The sequence below is a fragment of the Sphingomonas sp. FG14 genome, from assembly GCF_057809675.1.
On the sequence record NZ_JBMDKK010000008.1, the window covers coordinates 1 to 14,728 of the forward strand.

The window sequence follows — 14,728 nt, forward strand, 5'->3', positions numbered from 1 at the left end:
GATCGGCACCATCCGCGATCTCATCGCCTATCGCCGCCAGCACGACCATCTCGTCCAGAAAAAGGCCGAGGCGCGCTTCGAAAGCCGCTGGGGCGGCGACTGGACCGCGATGACCTTTTACAACAAGGCGACGGGCACCGAGCAGATCGCGCTGGTCAAGGGACGGATTGATCCCGAGCAGCCGACTTTGGTGCGCATGCACGTGCTTTCGCCCTTTGGAGACCTGTTCGGCGAATCGGGCGATCGCGGTACGATGCTGCAACGATCGATGGAGATCATCGCGGCGCAGGGCACCGGCGTGGTGGTGGTGATCAACCGCCAGCGCAATGACGCCTTCACCACGGCGGTGCTGCGAAAGGCGGGCTTGCCCACGCCCGATATGGAGGAACTGCGCGACTATGGCGTCGGCGCGATGATCCTGACCGAACTGGGCGTGCAGGACATGATCCTGCTCACCAACACCCACCACACTCTGGTCGGCCTGGACGGCTATGGCCTATCGATCGTCGGCGAGCACCCGATCGACTGCAAGGGAGCGGCATGATGGCAAAGTTTCTGATCGTCGAGGCGCGTTTCTACGACCATCTCAACGACCTTCTGCTCGAAGGCGTGCGCACCGCGCTTGAGGAAGCCGGGCATGCCCATGAGACCGTCACCGTTCCCGGTGCGCTGGAAGTGCCCGGCGCGATCGCGCTGGCGGCGGAGAGTGGCCGCTATGACGGCTACGTCGCACTCGGCGTGGTGATCCGTGGCGAGACCTATCATTTCGAAATCGTCTCCAACGAAAGCGCGCGCGGTATCATGGCATTGACGCTCGACGGCCTTGCGATCGGCAACGGCATCCTGACCGTCGAGAACGAAGCGCAGGCGCTGACGCGAGCGCGCCGCAGTGAAAAGGACAAGGGTGGCGAGGCGGCCAAGGCCGCAATCGCGATGCTCGCGCTACGCGGCCGTTTCGGCTAGACGCATCCTCCCTTGCGGGGGCGGGGCCGATCGGTCCCATCCTTTCGCGCGCTGATCGGGAGGACGCCATGTTCAACGGACCGCTGCTCGTAACCGAGCGATTGATCCTGCGTCCGCCGACGCGCGACGATTTCGACGCCTGGGTCGATTTCCACGCCGATCCGGAGACGATGCGTTTCCTGGGCGGTGTCCAGCCCCGCTCGGTCGCCTGGCGCGGCTTGTGCGCGATGGCCGGCGCCTGGCAGATTTCGGGCTTCGCGATGTTCTCGCTGATCGAGCGCGGCACCGGCCGCTGGGTCGGCCGCGTGGGGCCGTGGCGTCCCGACGGGTGGCCGGCCAATGAAGTGGGCTGGGGTGTCTCGCGCGAGTTCGCGGGGCGGGGCTATGCCCATGAAGCCGCGATCGCGAGCATGGACTATGCTTTCGAGATCCTGGGCTGGACCGATGTGATCCATATCATCGATCCCGAGAATGCCGGATCGATCGCGTTGGCCACGCGTCTCGGATCGGTCAATCGGGGGCCGACGCGGATGCCCGAGCCGTATCACGAAGCCTCTGTCGATGTCTGGGGGCAGAGCGCCGACGAATGGCGGGCGCGGAAAAACAATCTGTAGGCTTCAGGTGCAGCATGGTCGCGCCAGGCCCTGGCATGACACCAGGCGAGTGAACCGTCTCCGCGTCTCCGCATGAGCTGCCTTTTCTCGCGCGAAGACGCGAAGCGGGTGCCAGCGCTCAGCGCGCCGCGATCGCGCTCACGAACTGTTCGTTGCCGACCATGCCGAGCCGGGTGATCCCCGCCTTCTTCGCCGCCGCCAGCGTGCGATCGAATATCTCGTAGCGCGCGGCACCGTCCGCCGCGATCTGCAGGACGGGCTGGGCCGGATCGGTGACGAGTCCGTGGAAGCGGCCGGGCAGGCTGTCCTCGCCGACCGCGCTGCCGTTCCAGCGCACGACATTGTCCGCGCCGATGCTCAGCCGGACCACCGGCCGTTCGCTGAGCGGCACCTTGCTTTGGCCGGGCAGATCGAGCGGTACCTCGTGGAACTGGATCGGGATCAGCAGGATGAACATCACGAGAAGCACGAGCATCACGTCGATCAGCGGCGTGATGTTCAGATCCTGCAGCAGCCGGGGCTCTGCGATCGCGGTTGAGTGAAGCTTCCTCATATCCACCTCCTCGTTATGTGATATAATCACATATCATCGCGAGAAGCGCGTGTCGAGTGTTCGCGAGCTGATCCATATTGGGGCAGATCTTAACGAAAAATTCAGGAATTAACGATGTTTTACAGGGATTTTTAACCTCGGCTGCGCCAGAAGGACGGGCGAAGGAGCATTGTCATGACCTCGTCCGCAATCCGGCTGAGCCCGCTGTTCGCGCTTGCGCTCGCCGCATGCGGCGGTGGCGGTCAGAAGAACGATCAGGCGCTCAATGCGCTCGACCGCAGCCTTGCCGGCAACGCCGTGAATGCACAGGACGTCGATCCCGCGCTTGCCGCGTCGCTCGAAGACCAGATCATGGTCGATCCTTCGCTGAGCGCGCAGGCCAACCGCGACAGCGTCCGCCCGCCGGCCGAACCGATGCGCGCTCCCGTGCCCGCAGATGGCCCCGCTACGGCTAATGTCGGGACCGGCAAGCTGCTTGCCGCGCCAAAGGCGGTGGCGATGCACGCGCCCGAAACGCCGATGACGCTCGGCGCCCTCGCCAGCCAGCAGGCCCGGCGCACCGGCCAGAGCTGTGGCGCCGAACTCGGCTATAGCCAGACCTGGGCGACCCGGTTGCCGGCCGATCTGCCGCTCTTTCCGCAGGCGCGGGTGACGGAGGCCGCGGGCAGCGATGCCGGCGGTTGCCGTGCCGTCAGCTTCACCAGCGGCGCGGCGCTCCAGACGGTGCTCGACTTCTACTATACCCAGGCGGTGCGCGGCGGCTTCACCGCCGAACATCGCGTCGATGGCGGCGAACATATGCTGGGCGGCACGCGCGGCAAGGATGACGGGGCCTTCATCGTGATCGCGCGCGCGCGCGCCGGCGGCGGAACCGAGGTCGACCTGATCGCCAATAACGGGCGCTGATCCGCCGCTTCCTTTCCAGCCGGGCTCCGCTGCGCTAAGCGCAGCGCCATGATCCATCTGTTTCTCGTCATGCTGGGCGGCGCGCTCGGTTCGGGCGCGCGCTACGGCGTCGGCCGGGCATCGCTCGCCGTGCTCGGCCCCGGCTATCCCTGGGGGACGCTGACGGTGAATCTGGCCGGCGGCTTCGCCATGGGTCTGCTTGCCGGGCTGGTCAGCCGGTTCGTTTCCGGGGAGGAATGGCGGTTGCTGCTCGGCGTCGGCGTTCTTGGCGGCTTCACCACCTTCTCCGCCTTCAGCCTGGAGGTTGCCAACATGATCGAACGCGGCAGCATCGGCACCGCCGCGCTTTATGCGGTCGTCTCGGTCGTGGGATCGGTCGCCGCTCTCTTTATCGGCCTCGCACTGGCCAGGGGATTCGCATGAACGAAACCGTTTCCGCCGATGTCCGGCAATTCACCGTCGGCGACGATGACGACGGGATCCGGCTCGATCGCTGGTTCAAGCGTCATCTGCCCGATGTCAGCTTCAACCTCGTCTCGCGCTGGGCGCGGACCGGCCAGTTGCGCGTCGACGGCAAGCGCGCCGCGCCGGGTGACCGGATCGAGGCGGGCCAGGTGTTGCGCGTGCCCCCGGCCGAGGCGCCCAAGCCGGCGGCCGCGCCGGCGCGGCGCCAGCGTGCGCCGCTGAGCGAGGACCAGATCGATTTCGCGCAAGCCCTGGTGATCCATCGCGACCGTCAGGCGATCGTGGTCAACAAGCCGCCCGGCCTCGCCACCCAGGGCGGCACCAAGACCGAAATGCATCTCGACGGGCTGCTCGATGCGCTCCAGTTCGAGGCGGAGGGACGACCCAAGCTGGTTCACCGGCTCGACAAGGATACCTCGGGCGCGCTCCTCCTCGCGCGCAGCGCGCGGGCGGCGGCGCATTTCGCCAAGGCGTTTTCCAGCCGGACGGCGCGGAAAGTCTATTGGGCGCTCGTCATCGGCGTGCCGTCGATCGACGATGGCATGATCGAACTGCCGCTCGCCAAGCAGCCGGGCACCGGCGGCGAGAAAATGCATGTTGACGAAAAGGAAGGGCTGCCGTCGCGGACGCGCTACCGCGTCATCGAGCGCGCGGGCAACCGCGCCGCCTGGGTGGAGCTCCAGCCCTTCACCGGCCGCACCCATCAGTTGCGCGTTCATATGGCGGCGATCGGCCATCCGATCGTCGGCGACGGCAAATATGGTGGCAAGGAAGCGTTCCTCTCCGGCGGGATCAGCCGCAAGATGCACCTTCATGCGCGGCGCATCCGCGTCGATCACCCTGATGGCGGCCATGTCGACGTGTCGGCGGACCTGCCGAGCCACTTCGCGGAAAGCGTCGCGACGCTGGGCTTCGATCCGCTGCTTGCCGAGGCGCTGCCGTTCGACGAGGTGAAGTTTTCCGAAACGACCGAGGGCAAGCGTCGCAAGGCGGCCGCGGTCGCCAAGGACAAGCGCCGCGAGCGCAAGGGCGAACGCCGTGGCCGCAGCCGTACGGGGGAAAAGCGCGGCTGATGCATCCCGATCCCAAATTCCGCTGGGAGGATCGCGCCGCGATGCGCGATTTCGTCACAGAGATCGGCTTCGGCACGCTGTTCGCCGCGACGCCCGACGGCCCGCGCGCCGCGCATGTGCCCGTGATCTTCGTTGCGGAGGACCGAATCGGTTTCCACGTCTCGCGCGGAAACGGCATCGCCCGCCATCTCGACGGCGCGACCGCGCTGTTTTCGGCCCATGGCCCTGATGCCTATGTCAGCCCGGACTGGTACGGAGTGGAAGATCAGGTGCCGACCTGGAATTATCTGGCCGTCGAACTTGAGGGGCGCATCGTGAAAATGGATCGCGATGCGCTGCTCGACCAGATCGATCGACTGTCCGCCGAGCACGAGGCGCGGCTGGAGCCCAAGCCCGCCTGGACGCGCGCCAAGATGGACCCGGATACGCTCCACAAGATGCTAGGTGCGATCACCGGTTATACGCTGGAGATCCAGGCCTGGCGGGGGACGCGCAAGCTCGGCCAGAACAAGTCCGATGCCGCGCGCCTGGCGGCGGCCGACGGGCTGGACGCGTCGGGCAAGCGCGCGATGGCGCATCTGATGCGCCATCTGCCACTATGAAAGCCGCGATATGAACCGTCTCGCCATCTTCGATTGTGACGGCACGCTCGTCGACAGCCAGATCAATATCTGCCGCGCGATGGAGGAATGCTTCATGCGCGCGCGGCTCGATCCGCCCGAACGCGCCGCCACACGGCGTATCGTGGGGCTCAGCCTGGTCGAGGCGATGCGGGCGCTGTTGCCGGAGGCGGACATGGACACGCACCACATGCTCGCGGCCGAATACAAGTCCGCCTTTCATCGGATGCGCGGGCTCGGCGAAGTGGAGGAGCCGCTGTTCGACGGCATCGCCGACGTGATCGCGGCACTCGACGATGCCGGCTGGCTGCTCGGCGTCGCGACGGGCAAATCGGATCGCGGGCTGGCGATCTGCCTGGAACATCATGGGCTGACGCGGCGCTTCGTCACCTTGCAGACCGCCGATCGTCATCCTTCCAAGCCGCATCCCGCGATGGCGGCGGCGGCGATCGCAGAGGCTGGCGCTTCGCCGGAGACGACCGTCGTTATTGGTGATACCAGCTTCGACATGGTCATGGCGCGCGCCGCCGATGCCCATGCGGTCGGTGTCGCCTGGGGCTATCACCCGCCCGAGGAACTCACCCTGGCCGGCGCACACCGCATCGCCGCGCTGACCGCGGATATCCCGGCGTTGCTGGAGGAACTGGCATGAGCACCGATCCTGATACGCTGGCGCGCAATCGCTTCTTCGCGATCGGCGCGATGCGGCTGACCGGCGTGGCGATGCTCGTCGTCGGGCTGATGGCGGTTTCGGGCCGGATTGGCGCCATCCCGCCCGTTGCCGGCTATGTGCTGGTGTTGATCGGCCTAGCCGATTTCCTGATCGTGCCGCGCGTGCTCGCGCGCCGCTGGCGGAGCCCGCGCGGGGAATGAAGCGTTTCTACAAGGCGGTTTCCGCGACCCCCGACGGCGGGATCGCGCTAGACGGCCGGCCGGTGCGCACGCCGGGGCGGGCGCCGCTGATCGCGCCGACGACAGCGCTGGCGGAAGCGATCGCGCGCGAATGGGCGGAGCAGGGCGACCAGATCGATCCGCGCACCATGCGCTTCACGGGTCTCTCCAATGCCGCGATCGATCGGGTCGCAGCCGATCCCGAGGCCTTTGCGCGCGGGCTCTCCGTCTATGGCGAGAGCGACCTGCTCTGTTATCGCGCCGATGGCCCTGAAACGCTGGTCTATCGCCAGGCGGAAGCATGGGATCCGCTGCTGGCCTGGGCGGCGACGCGCTATGATGTCGCCTTCACCGTCACCACCGGGATCGTGCATCGGCCGCAGCCGGAGGCGACGCTGGACAGGCTGTCGGCGGCGACGGTCGCGCGCGACCCGTTCGCGCTGGCCGGCCTGTCGCCGCTCGTCACCATTTCCGGATCGCTTGTCACCGCGCTCGCGGTGGCGGAAGAGGCGGTGGCGCCCGATCAGGCTTGGTCGGCGATCACCGTCGATGAAAGCTGGCAGGCCGAGCGCTGGGGTGAGGACGCCCTCGCCGCTCAGGCGCTGGAGGCGCGCCGCGTCGATTTCATCGCCGCGGCGTCCTTCCTGTCTCTGCTTCGCTGAGCGGCGGCTCGTTCAGGAAGCGGCCGGATAGTCGGTATAGCCTTCCGGCCCCCGGCCATACCATGTCGCCATCACGTCGGGATTGAGCGGCAGGCCTTTGGCGAAACGCGCCGGCAGGTCGGGATTGGCCAGGAACGTACGGCCGAAGGACACCGCGTCGGCGACGCCGCTGTCGAGCACGGCCTGGGCATCGTCGGCGCGATAGTCGGAATTGAGGACCAGCGGCCCCTCGAAAGCGCGTCGGATCGCGGGCGATTGCTTGGTCTGTTCGGTGCGGCCGAAGCTGCCGTCGGGGCCGGGCTCGCGCAGTTCGAGGAAGGCGATGCCGATCTTCGAGAGCGCGGCGGCGGCGGGCACGAACACGCTGGCCGGATCGCTGTCGATCACGCCCTGGGTATCGCCATTGGGGGAAAGGCGCACCGCCGTGCGGTCGGCGTCGACTTCGCCCGCCACCGCCTCGGTCACTTCGCGCAATAGCCTGATCCGGTTCTCCGGGCTGCCGCCATAGTCGTCGTCGCGGAAATTGGTGCCGTCGCGCAGGAACTGGTCGATCAGATATCCGTTCGCGGCATGGACCTGCACGCCATCGAAACCGGCTTTCCGTGCATTGCGCGCAGCGCGGACATAGTCTTCCAGAAGCGCGGGAATCTCGTCCAGCCCCAGTTCCCGTGCCTCCACATATGGCTGTTTGCCGTCATAGGTGTGCGCATGGGCCGGCGCGGTGGTGGGTGAGGAGGAAACGGGCAGTTCGCCGTCCATGAAGCTGGGATGGACGATCCGCCCCATGTGCCAGAGCTGCGCAACGATCCGCCCGCCGGCGCGGTGTACGGCCTCCGTCACCGGCTTCCAGGCCTCGGTCTGTTCGTCTGTCCACAGGCCGGGGGCATAGGGAAACCCCAGGCCTTGTTGGCTGATGCCCGTGGCCTCGCTGATGATCAGGCCGGCGCTGGCGCGCTGTGCATAATAGGTCGCCATCATCTCCGACGGCACATGGTCGCGGCTCGACCGGCCGCGTGTCAGCGGCGCCATCAGCATGCGATTGGGCGCCTCGATCGCGCCGAGCTGGATGGGGTCGAACAGGCTTGGCATATCAGTTCCTTTTTGAAACGGGACTGCGTGGACATAGGGCGTTATGGGGCGCCATGCATCAGGCCGATCCTCCAAGTTTTTCTGTCGCGACACCAAGTGGAAAAATGGCGCCGCCGCGCTTCGCCTTCGCGGCGCTGCTCGGTAGCAATCTGTGCCTTGCCTTCGGTCCGCTGCTCGTGCGGGCGTCCGATGTCGGCCCGGTGGCGGCGGGTTTCTGGCGAGTCACGCTGGCCGTGCCCTTCCTGCTGATCATGCTCGGGCTGTCGCGTGAGCGGATTTCGCGCATGCGCGCCGGCCTGTGGGTGACGCTGGCGATTGCCGGCCTCTTCTTCGCGCTCGACCTGGGGGCATGGCATCTTGGCATCCACCAGACCAAGCTGGCGAACGCGACGCTGTTCGGCAATGCCAGCATCCTGCTGTTCCCGATCTACGGCTTCATCATGGCGCGCGCCTGGCCCAATCGCAGCCAGGCGGTGGCGCTGCTGCTCGCGGCGTTCGGCGCGGCGCTGCTGATGGGGCGATCCTATGAAATGTCGGCGGAGAATCTGATCGGCGATCTCCTCTGCCTGCTCGCCGGCCTGCTCTACACCGGTTATCTGGTCGCGATGACGCGCGTGCGCGGAACGCTCGGCTCGTGGAGCGCGCTGATCCTCTCGACCATGGCGGGCATATTGCCGCTGCTCGCCATGGCAAGCCTGCTCGGCGAGAAGATCCTGCCGACGGACTGGACGCCGCTGATCATGCTGGCGCTGGTCAGCCAGGTGGTCGGCCAGGGACTGCTGACTTATGCGATGGTGCATTTCCAGCCGATCGTCGTCGGCCTGGTGTTGCTCGTCCAACCCGTCATCGCCGCCACCATCGGCTGGCTGATCTATGGCGAGCGCCTGGGATTGCTCGATTTCGTCGGCGCGGTCGCCGTGGCGATCGCGCTGGTCCTGGTGAGGCGGCCGGATCGGCCGGCCGCCTCCCGAAGTCCAACGTCTCAGTAACCCGATTCGGCCGAGATCATGCAGTAGAGCATCGCGATCGACAGCAGCGTGTTGGTGCGCGAGAACATCATTGCGCGCGTCGCCGCCGCCGCCTTGGTCGCATCGTCGGCCTCGACCAGGCCCAGCGCCTTTTTCTGCGCCGGCCAGATCACGAACCACACGTTGAAGGCCATGATCAGCGCCAGCCACATGCCGATGCCGATTGTGCGGAACGGCGATTGCAGCGTGAACGCCTGATGCGCATAGCCTGCCTGGATCGCGACGACGAGGCCGGTGGCCACCGTCGCGGCCGCGCCCCAGCGGAACCAGAAGAGTGCCGCCGGCGCGATATATTTGGACACGCCCGGTTTCAGCTCCGCCGGTACCTTCGGCATCGTCGGGATCTGGGTGAAGTTGAAATAATAGAGATGGCCGATCCACATGATCGCGCAGATCACGTGCAGGAAGCGCCAGAAGAAATTATTGTCGAACATCCCCTGCACGCCGAACAGCACGGCCAGCATCAGCAATACGCCGACGGCGAGCACCGCGTTCAGATTTCCGAAGAATTTCGCCATTTGACACCGTCCCCCTATTTTCGCCCCTTGAAGAAACAAAGGCTATCATGCGCGAATCGCGGTGTCACGGGCTTGCGGTGCCGTGATGCGGGGCGCATTGGAGAATGATGACGACCAAGCTTCCCCCTGATCCAACGCTCGACGAGATCCGCGCCGCGCTGGCGCCGATGATCGCGGTTCATGCGGGATTCGACGGCTGGAGCACCGCCGCGCTGGCGCGAGCCGCCGAGGAAGCTGGCGTCGATCCCGATATCGCGGCGCTCGCCTTTCCCGGCGGCGCGGTCGACATGATCGACGGCTGGTTCGGCGCGGTCGATGTCGCGATGGCGTCGTCGCTGCCCACGTCGGCGCTTGCGGCGATGAAGATCCGCGATCGCATCGCCGCGCTGGTGATGGCGCGGATCGCGGTGGTGGCGCCGCATCGCGATGCGCTGCGCCGCGCGCTCGCCATTCTCGCCATGCCCGCCAATCTGGGGCGCGGCATGCAGCTCGGCTGGCGCGCCGCCGATGCGATGTGGCGCCTGGCCGGCGATACTGCGACCGATTATAATCACTACAGCAAGCGCGCGATCCTTTCGGGTGTTTATGGTGGCACGACGCTCGTCATGCTCGACGACGACAGCGAGGACCTGGCGGAGACCCGCGCCTTTCTCGATCGCCGTATCGACGGGATCATGCGGTTCGAGCGCGCCAAGGGCCGGTTGCTCGCGCGGCGCGATCATCTGCCCAGCCTTTCGCGCTTCATCGGCCGGCTGCGTTATCCGGCGATCTGAAGACACGCGATAAAACAGCCTCATCCGTCTTTTCCGGCCGCGCGTCGCCGGGGCTGGCCTTTCCTGCACGTTATTGATAATCAGTCGCAGGACATAAGCGGACGGATCATCTTGCGCCTCGATCAATTGCCACTGCGCGAACCCGCGCACATCGCCGATATCGACTGGACTGCCCTTTCGGATGCCGAGGCACGGCGACTGCGGGAATTCGGCTTTGGCGAGGGGGTCGCGGTCGAGGTCTGGCATCGCAGCGGATTGCTCGGGCGCGGTCCGATCGCCTGTCGTGTCGGTCGCATGACCGTGGCGATCCGGCGCAGCAACGCGGCGGCGATCTCGGTGATCCAGCGGGGCCGGCCATGAATCCGGCGCCGCTTGTCGCTCTGGTCGGCAATCCCAATGCCGGCAAATCCGCCCTGTTCAATGCGCTCACCGGCGCGCGCCAGAAGGTCGGCAATTATCCAGGCGTCACCGTAGAACGGAAATCGGGACGCATGGCGCTGGCCGACGGCCGGCCGGTGGAACTGGTCGATCTGCCCGGCACCTACAGCCTCACCCCGTCGAGCCCCGACGAAGCGGTGACGCGCGATGTGGTGATGGGCGCGCAGGAGGGCGAACGCCGCCCCGCCGCGCTCATCGTCGTGGTCGATGCCGGCAATCTCGACAATCATCTGCGCTTCGCGCTCCAGCTCCGCGAACTCGGCGTGCCGATGGTCGTGGCGCTCAACATGGTCGACATGGCCGAGCGCGACGGGCTGGTGCTCGATCCGCAGGCGCTGTCGCGCGAACTCGGCGTGCCGGTGGTGCCGACCGTGGCGGTGCGCCGGCGCGGCATGGACGAACTGCGCGACGCGCTGGCATCGGTGCTGGGTGACGGTGCCTCGCAGCCGGCCGTCTCGGCGGAGCCAGCCGACATCGCGTCGCTGCAGCGGCGCGCGCGCGCCCTCTCGGTCGCGGCCACCATTTCCGAAACGCCGGTGCGGCGGATCACTCATCTGATCGATTCGGTGGTTCTCCATCCTGTCGCCGGGCTTTTCATCCTGGTCGCGCTGTTCTTCGTGATGTTCCAGGCGGTCTTCGCCTGGTCGGAAGCGCCGATCGGCTGGATCGAGGAGTCGTTCGCCGCGGCGCAGGCCTGGGTGACGGCGGCATTGCCCGACAGCTTCCTGCGATCGCTGATCGTCGATGGCGTGATCGCGGGTGTCGGCTCGGTCGTGGTCTTCCTGCCGCAGATCCTCATCCTGTTCTTCTTCATCCTGCTGCTGGAAGCGTCGGGCTACATGGCGCGCGCGGCCTTCCTGATGGACCGGCTGATGGCGGGCGTGGGCCTGAACGGCCGCGCCTTCATTCCGCTGCTCTCTTCCTTCGCCTGCGCGATTCCGGGTATCATGGCGACGCGCACGATCGACGATCCGAAGCAGCGGCTCACCACCATATTGATCGCGCCGCTGATGACCTGTTCGGCGCGTCTGCCGGTTTACTCGGTGATCATCGGCGCGTTCATTCCCGCGCGCGACCTGGGCTGGGGCATCGGCCTTCAGGGACTGATCTGGTTCGGCCTGTACCTGGCCGGGGTGCTTGGCGCCGTCGCGGTCGCCTTCATCCTGCGCAAGACCGTGGCGCGGGGCGCGCCGAGCGGTTTCATGATGGAATTGCCGCGCTACCAGATGCCCAACCTCGCCGATGTCGCGATCGGATTGTGGCAGCGCGCCTGGGTGTTCCTCCGCCGCGCGGGCACGATCATCATGATGGTGACGATCGCGCTCTGGGCGCTGCTCAGCTTCCCGGTCGCGCCGGAGGGACGCAGCCAGGTCGAATATTCGATCGCGGGGCGCATCGCTTCGGGGCTTGAAGTGGTGGTGCGCCCGATCGGCTTCAATCACGAGATGGCGCTAGCGGTGATTCCCGCGATGGCGGCGCGCGAGGTCGCGGTGTCGGCGCTGGCCACCGTCTATTCGATCGAAAGCGATGACGAGGCGGAAACCGAACGCTCGCTGGGCACCCAGCTCCAGGGGCGCTGGTCGTTGCCCACCGCGCTCGCCTTCCTCATGTGGTTCGTCTTCGCGCCCCAATGCCTGTCGACCATCGCGGTCATGCGCCGCGAAACCAATGGGTGGAAATGGCCGATCTTCGCGCTCGGCTATCTCTTCGCGCTGGCCTATCTTGCCGCCGGTGCGACTTTCTGGTTAGCCACGGCGCTCGGTCTATAGGAGAATCTCATGGCGGGCAGCGTCAACAAGGTTATTTTGGTCGGCAATCTGGGCGCCGACCCTGAAGCGCGCTCGCTCAACAATGGCGGCGAGGTGGTCAATCTCTCGGTCGCCACGTCCGAGCGGTGGAACGATCGCGATGGCAACCGTCAGGAGCGGACGGAATGGCATCGCGTCGTGATTTTCAACGAGAATCTCGGCAAGATCGCCAAGCAGTATCTGCGCAAGGGATCGAGCGTCTATCTGGAAGGCCAGCTCCAGACGCGCAAATGGCAGGACAATAACGGTCAGGACAAATATTCGACCGAAGTGGTGCTCCAGCGCTTCCGTGGCGAACTCGTCCTGCTCGGCGGCCGTGAAGAAGGCGGCTCGGGCGGTGGTTCGGGTGGCGGCTATGGCGGCGGCGGCGGTTTCGGCGGCGGCGGTGGCGGTGGCGGTGGCCGTTCGAACGACGGCTGGGGCGGCGGCGGTGGTTCGTCGGGTGGCGGCTATGGCGGTGGTTCGGGCGGATCCTCCTCGGGCGGTGGCCGTGGTGGCCCATCGGCATTCGATAGCGATCTGGATGACGATGTTCCGTTCTGAACCCTGCTGAAGGGTCAGTCCCGCCCTTTTTCCAATGCTTTCTTGAGGTCGGCGAGGACACCGAACGCGCCGGCCTCTTCTTCTTTCAGCACTCCGGCTTCACGCAACGCCGCGTCCGCGCCGGGCGCCCGGGGAAACGGATCGAGCGCCAGCGCCAGCGTCTGCGCCAGCGCCTCGCCCAGATCGATCGCCTGGCCGTCATAGCCGATGACGTCGCAATCGGCGGCGGACAACTCGATCTCTTCCGCGTCCGACGCCAGCGCGCTTTCCTCCACGAACAGCAATTCGAACGGTTCGTCGATGATCGCGGGGACGGCCTCGCCGGTCACGACGCAGCTCTGTGTCGCCCTGGCGGCGATTCGGCCGCTGGCGCGGATGCCGGCGGCGGTCTGTGTGATCGTCGCGGTTCCGGTCAGCGCATCCAGCGCCTGCAGGTCGAAGCGCCGCGCCAGTGCGGCGCGTTCGGGGGCGTCGGCTTCAATCCGCACCTCGCGCGGGCGTTCGCCGATCTCGTCGCGGCGGAATATCCGGCTGAATTCGGGGGCGTTCATGGCTGAACCAGCACGCCGGACAGCAACCGATCGACGGGTGCCTCATTCACGGCATCGGCGATCGTCCGTATCCGCATGGTCGCGTTCGCGAGCGCTTCTTCCGAGGGCGGGGTGCCGCGATAAAGATTGCGCCGCAGCGCGTCGGGCAGGTCGCCGGTCCCGGTCAGTCCCTGGCGGTAGACGGTCAGCCGGCCGCCCAGCGCGCTCATCATCTTGCCGATATGCTTGCCGACGACGACGTCGCCGATGCCCTGCTGGCGAAGCTGGCCGTCCATGTCGTCGACGAAGGTTTCGGTGAGCAAGGCTGCGTTCGCCGCGCCGTCGTCGTCTTCGCGTTCCAGGCGCACCAGCGCGATCGAAAGGATCGCCGCCACCATGTCGAACCGTCCGTCGATCGTGTCGGCGACGCCGCCCTCGATATACCAATAGGGATTGCGTGCCTCGGCGACGATGGCGGCGTAGAGCGGGGCGAGCGTGTCGCGACCGCTGCTGCGGTTGAAGAGGCGGCTTAGAAACGACACGCGATCGAGAACTCCTGTTTGGGCTTGGTGCCCCGCTGCCCTTGCCGGGCGTGATCCGAGCGCATATTGAGGCAGCGGACGCGGCTTTTAATGGCGCGCGTCCGCGTGGCGCGCAAGGAGAAGGCTTGATGGCGGTGTTGACGAAGCAGGGGCTGACGGCGGTGGCCGCCGTTGGAGCGCTGCTCATGGCGGGCGGTTGCACCCGTGTCCGCGGCCATCAGGGCTATATCGTCGATCAGGTTCTGGTCGACGGCATCCAGCCCGGCGTCGACAATCGCGATTCGGTGCAGGCGACCTTGGGCGGCCCCACCTTTGTCGGCCAGTTCGATTCCAATGACTGGTACTATGTCTCGCGCCAGACGCGCCAGCTTGCCTTTGCCCAGCCCAAGCCGACCGAGCAGACGATCCTCCACGTCCGATTCGACAAGGCCGGCAACGTGGCTGCGGTCGACAAGGCCGGTCTCGAGAAGATCGTCTCGATCTCGCCAATGGGTGACAAGACGCCGACGCTGGGCCGCCATCGCGGCTTCTTCCAGGAGCTGTTCGGCAATATCGGCGCGGTGGGCGTTCCCGGCGCGGGCGGCGCACCGCAATAATCCGAACCTGGCGTTAGGTCGCCAGGTTGAAACCCTGCCGTCGTTCCAGCGAAAGCTGGAGCCCATGCGATGTGCCCGGCTACACTGCCGTTCGAAGAGCGTATGGGCCCCAGCTT

General features: G+C 66.5%; 20 protein-coding genes and 1 pseudogene. 16 read left to right on the forward strand and 5 right to left on the reverse strand.

The genetic code is table 11. The features are described 5' to 3' along the window. The 3 genes and pseudogenes from ACODTA_RS19580 to ACODTA_RS19590 all read left to right on the forward strand — a co-directional run. Positions 1 to 544, forward strand: a pseudogene (locus ACODTA_RS19580) (3,4-dihydroxy-2-butanone-4-phosphate synthase); the annotation flags it as partial. After that, positions 544 to 963, forward strand: coding sequence for a 6,7-dimethyl-8-ribityllumazine synthase (gene ribH / locus ACODTA_RS19585; RefSeq protein WP_489067714.1), 420 nt, complete (start codon positions 544 to 546; stop codon positions 961 to 963). The pseudogene ACODTA_RS19580 and the gene ribH, both read left to right, overlap by 1 nt. Before the next feature lie 68 nt (positions 964 to 1,031). Beyond that, entirely contained in the window at positions 1,032 to 1,577 is a 546-nt protein-coding gene (locus ACODTA_RS19590; RefSeq protein ID WP_489067716.1) for a GNAT family N-acetyltransferase, read from the forward strand. 118 nt (positions 1,578 to 1,695) lie between these two features. Here the strand turns inward: ACODTA_RS19590 and ACODTA_RS19595 are convergent, their stop codons facing one another. Beyond that, positions 1,696 to 2,130 carry an ExbD/TolR family protein gene (locus ACODTA_RS19595; protein WP_489067718.1) on the reverse strand — a complete coding sequence of 145 codons (435 nt, stop codon included), beginning with the start codon at positions 2,128 to 2,130 and terminating at the stop codon, positions 1,696 to 1,698. 174 nt (positions 2,131 to 2,304) lie between these two features. Here ACODTA_RS19595 and ACODTA_RS19600 point away from each other — a divergent pair, with 174 nt between their 5' ends. Genes ACODTA_RS19600 through ACODTA_RS19630 form a run of 7 tightly spaced genes read left to right on the forward strand, consistent with a single transcriptional unit; the run spans position 2,305 to position 6,747 of the window. Continuing rightward, entirely contained in the window at positions 2,305 to 3,036 is a 732-nt protein-coding gene (locus tag ACODTA_RS19600) for a hypothetical protein (protein WP_489067720.1), read from the forward strand. 48 nt (positions 3,037 to 3,084) lie between these two features. Then, positions 3,085 to 3,459: a fluoride efflux transporter CrcB gene (gene crcB, locus ACODTA_RS19605; RefSeq protein ID WP_489067722.1), complete on the forward strand. Its 375-nt coding sequence runs from the start codon at positions 3,085 to 3,087 to the stop codon at positions 3,457 to 3,459. Further along, complete coding sequence (locus ACODTA_RS19610) at positions 3,456 to 4,574, forward strand: RluA family pseudouridine synthase (RefSeq protein WP_489067724.1); 1,119 nt, start codon at positions 3,456 to 3,458, stop codon at positions 4,572 to 4,574. Before crcB ends, ACODTA_RS19610 begins: the two co-directional genes overlap by 4 nt. Beyond that, positions 4,574 to 5,176: an FMN-binding negative transcriptional regulator gene (locus ACODTA_RS19615; RefSeq protein WP_489067726.1), complete on the forward strand. Its 603-nt coding sequence runs from the start codon at positions 4,574 to 4,576 to the stop codon at positions 5,174 to 5,176. The genes ACODTA_RS19610 and ACODTA_RS19615 overlap by 1 nt, the downstream gene beginning before the upstream one ends. A 10-nt stretch (positions 5,177 to 5,186) precedes the next feature. Further along, positions 5,187 to 5,846, forward strand: a complete 660-nt coding sequence (locus tag ACODTA_RS19620; RefSeq protein ID WP_489067728.1) for an HAD-IA family hydrolase — start codon at positions 5,187 to 5,189, stop codon at positions 5,844 to 5,846. Continuing rightward, on the forward strand, positions 5,843 to 6,067 hold the full coding sequence (locus ACODTA_RS19625; protein WP_489067730.1) for a hypothetical protein: 225 nt from the start codon (positions 5,843 to 5,845) through the stop codon (positions 6,065 to 6,067). The genes ACODTA_RS19620 and ACODTA_RS19625 overlap by 4 nt, the downstream gene beginning before the upstream one ends. Next, positions 6,064 to 6,747, forward strand: a complete 684-nt coding sequence (locus ACODTA_RS19630; RefSeq protein ID WP_489067732.1) for an ATP12 family chaperone protein — start codon at positions 6,064 to 6,066, stop codon at positions 6,745 to 6,747. The genes ACODTA_RS19625 and ACODTA_RS19630 overlap by 4 nt, the downstream gene beginning before the upstream one ends. A gap of 12 nt (positions 6,748 to 6,759) precedes the next feature. Here ACODTA_RS19630 and ACODTA_RS19635 read toward each other — a convergent pair whose 3' ends face one another. Continuing rightward, positions 6,760 to 7,836, reverse strand: coding sequence for an alkene reductase (locus tag ACODTA_RS19635; protein ID WP_489067734.1), 1,077 nt, complete (start codon positions 7,834 to 7,836; stop codon positions 6,760 to 6,762). Between the two features lie 104 nt (positions 7,837 to 7,940). Between ACODTA_RS19635 and ACODTA_RS19640 the strand changes: the two genes are divergently transcribed. Beyond that, complete coding sequence (locus tag ACODTA_RS19640; protein ID WP_489067736.1) at positions 7,941 to 8,825, forward strand: DMT family transporter; 885 nt, start codon at positions 7,941 to 7,943, stop codon at positions 8,823 to 8,825. Here ACODTA_RS19640 and ACODTA_RS19645 read toward each other — a convergent pair. Next, the gene (locus ACODTA_RS19645; RefSeq protein ID WP_222991664.1) at positions 8,819 to 9,382 is read right to left on the reverse strand and encodes a urate hydroxylase PuuD; all 564 of its coding nucleotides are present in this window, start codon (positions 9,380 to 9,382) and stop codon (positions 8,819 to 8,821) included. The genes ACODTA_RS19640 and ACODTA_RS19645 overlap by 7 nt on opposite strands. 107 nt (positions 9,383 to 9,489) lie before the next feature. On the opposite strand from ACODTA_RS19645, the gene ACODTA_RS19650 reads away from it, so the two are divergent. The 4 genes from ACODTA_RS19650 (at position 9,490) to ssb (ending at position 12,944) form a co-directional block, all read left to right on the forward strand. Next, positions 9,490 to 10,155 carry a COQ9 family protein gene (locus ACODTA_RS19650; RefSeq protein ID WP_489067738.1) on the forward strand — a complete coding sequence of 222 codons (666 nt, stop codon included), beginning with the start codon at positions 9,490 to 9,492 and terminating at the stop codon, positions 10,153 to 10,155. Positions 10,156 to 10,266: 111 nt separating this feature from the next. Continuing rightward, on the forward strand, positions 10,267 to 10,515 hold the full coding sequence (locus tag ACODTA_RS19655; protein ID WP_489067740.1) for a FeoA family protein: 249 nt from the start codon (positions 10,267 to 10,269) through the stop codon (positions 10,513 to 10,515). After that, positions 10,512 to 12,362 (forward strand): ferrous iron transporter B, encoded by a 1,851-nt coding sequence (gene feoB, locus ACODTA_RS19660; RefSeq protein WP_489067742.1) that lies wholly within the window; start codon positions 10,512 to 10,514, stop codon positions 12,360 to 12,362. The genes ACODTA_RS19655 and feoB overlap by 4 nt, the downstream gene beginning before the upstream one ends. A gap of 9 nt (positions 12,363 to 12,371) precedes the next feature. Next, complete coding sequence (ssb, locus tag ACODTA_RS19665; protein ID WP_489067744.1) at positions 12,372 to 12,944, forward strand: single-stranded DNA-binding protein; 573 nt, start codon at positions 12,372 to 12,374, stop codon at positions 12,942 to 12,944. A gap of 14 nt (positions 12,945 to 12,958) precedes the next feature. Here ssb and ACODTA_RS19670 read toward each other — a convergent pair whose 3' ends face one another. Next, on the reverse strand, positions 12,959 to 13,495 hold the full coding sequence (locus ACODTA_RS19670; protein WP_489067746.1) for a YceD family protein: 537 nt from the start codon (positions 13,493 to 13,495) through the stop codon (positions 12,959 to 12,961). Beyond that, positions 13,492 to 14,016, reverse strand: coding sequence for a ubiquinol-cytochrome C chaperone family protein (locus ACODTA_RS19675; protein WP_489067748.1), 525 nt, complete (start codon positions 14,014 to 14,016; stop codon positions 13,492 to 13,494). The genes ACODTA_RS19670 and ACODTA_RS19675 overlap by 4 nt, the downstream gene beginning before the upstream one ends. A 128-nt stretch (positions 14,017 to 14,144) precedes the next feature. Here ACODTA_RS19675 and ACODTA_RS19680 point away from each other — a divergent pair, with 128 nt between their 5' ends. After that, positions 14,145 to 14,612, forward strand: coding sequence for an outer membrane protein assembly factor BamE (locus ACODTA_RS19680; RefSeq protein WP_489067750.1), 468 nt, complete (start codon positions 14,145 to 14,147; stop codon positions 14,610 to 14,612). Positions 14,613 to 14,728: the final 116 nt, after the last annotated feature.

Coding starts and splice junctions, on each gene's coding strand:
- ACODTA_RS19680 (WP_489067750.1), top strand. CDS start 14,145: ATGGCGGTGTTGACGAAGCAGGGGCTGACGGCGGTGGCCGCCGTTGGA.
- ACODTA_RS19650 (WP_489067738.1), top strand. CDS start 9,490: ATGACGACCAAGCTTCCCCCTGATCCAACGCTCGACGAGATCCGCGCC.
- ACODTA_RS19615 (WP_489067726.1), top strand. CDS start 4,574: ATGCATCCCGATCCCAAATTCCGCTGGGAGGATCGCGCCGCGATGCGC.
- ACODTA_RS19600 (WP_489067720.1), top strand. CDS start 2,305: ATGACCTCGTCCGCAATCCGGCTGAGCCCGCTGTTCGCGCTTGCGCTC.
- ACODTA_RS19670 (WP_489067746.1), bottom strand. CDS start 13,495: ATGAACGCCCCCGAATTCAGCCGGATATTCCGCCGCGACGAGATCGGC.
- ACODTA_RS19640 (WP_489067736.1), top strand. CDS start 7,941: ATGGCGCCGCCGCGCTTCGCCTTCGCGGCGCTGCTCGGTAGCAATCTG.
- ribH (WP_489067714.1), top strand. CDS start 544: ATGGCAAAGTTTCTGATCGTCGAGGCGCGTTTCTACGACCATCTCAAC.
- ACODTA_RS19620 (WP_489067728.1), top strand. CDS start 5,187: ATGAACCGTCTCGCCATCTTCGATTGTGACGGCACGCTCGTCGACAGC.
- ACODTA_RS19635 (WP_489067734.1), bottom strand. CDS start 7,836: ATGCCAAGCCTGTTCGACCCCATCCAGCTCGGCGCGATCGAGGCGCCC.
- ssb (WP_489067744.1), top strand. CDS start 12,372: ATGGCGGGCAGCGTCAACAAGGTTATTTTGGTCGGCAATCTGGGCGCC.
- ACODTA_RS19625 (WP_489067730.1), top strand. CDS start 5,843: ATGAGCACCGATCCTGATACGCTGGCGCGCAATCGCTTCTTCGCGATC.
- feoB (WP_489067742.1), top strand. CDS start 10,512: ATGAATCCGGCGCCGCTTGTCGCTCTGGTCGGCAATCCCAATGCCGGC.
- ACODTA_RS19630 (WP_489067732.1), top strand. CDS start 6,064: ATGAAGCGTTTCTACAAGGCGGTTTCCGCGACCCCCGACGGCGGGATC.
- ACODTA_RS19590 (WP_489067716.1), top strand. CDS start 1,032: ATGTTCAACGGACCGCTGCTCGTAACCGAGCGATTGATCCTGCGTCCG.
- ACODTA_RS19645 (WP_222991664.1), bottom strand. CDS start 9,382: ATGGCGAAATTCTTCGGAAATCTGAACGCGGTGCTCGCCGTCGGCGTA.
- ACODTA_RS19610 (WP_489067724.1), top strand. CDS start 3,456: ATGAACGAAACCGTTTCCGCCGATGTCCGGCAATTCACCGTCGGCGAC.
- crcB (WP_489067722.1), top strand. CDS start 3,085: ATGATCCATCTGTTTCTCGTCATGCTGGGCGGCGCGCTCGGTTCGGGC.
- ACODTA_RS19595 (WP_489067718.1), bottom strand. CDS start 2,130: ATGAGGAAGCTTCACTCAACCGCGATCGCAGAGCCCCGGCTGCTGCAG.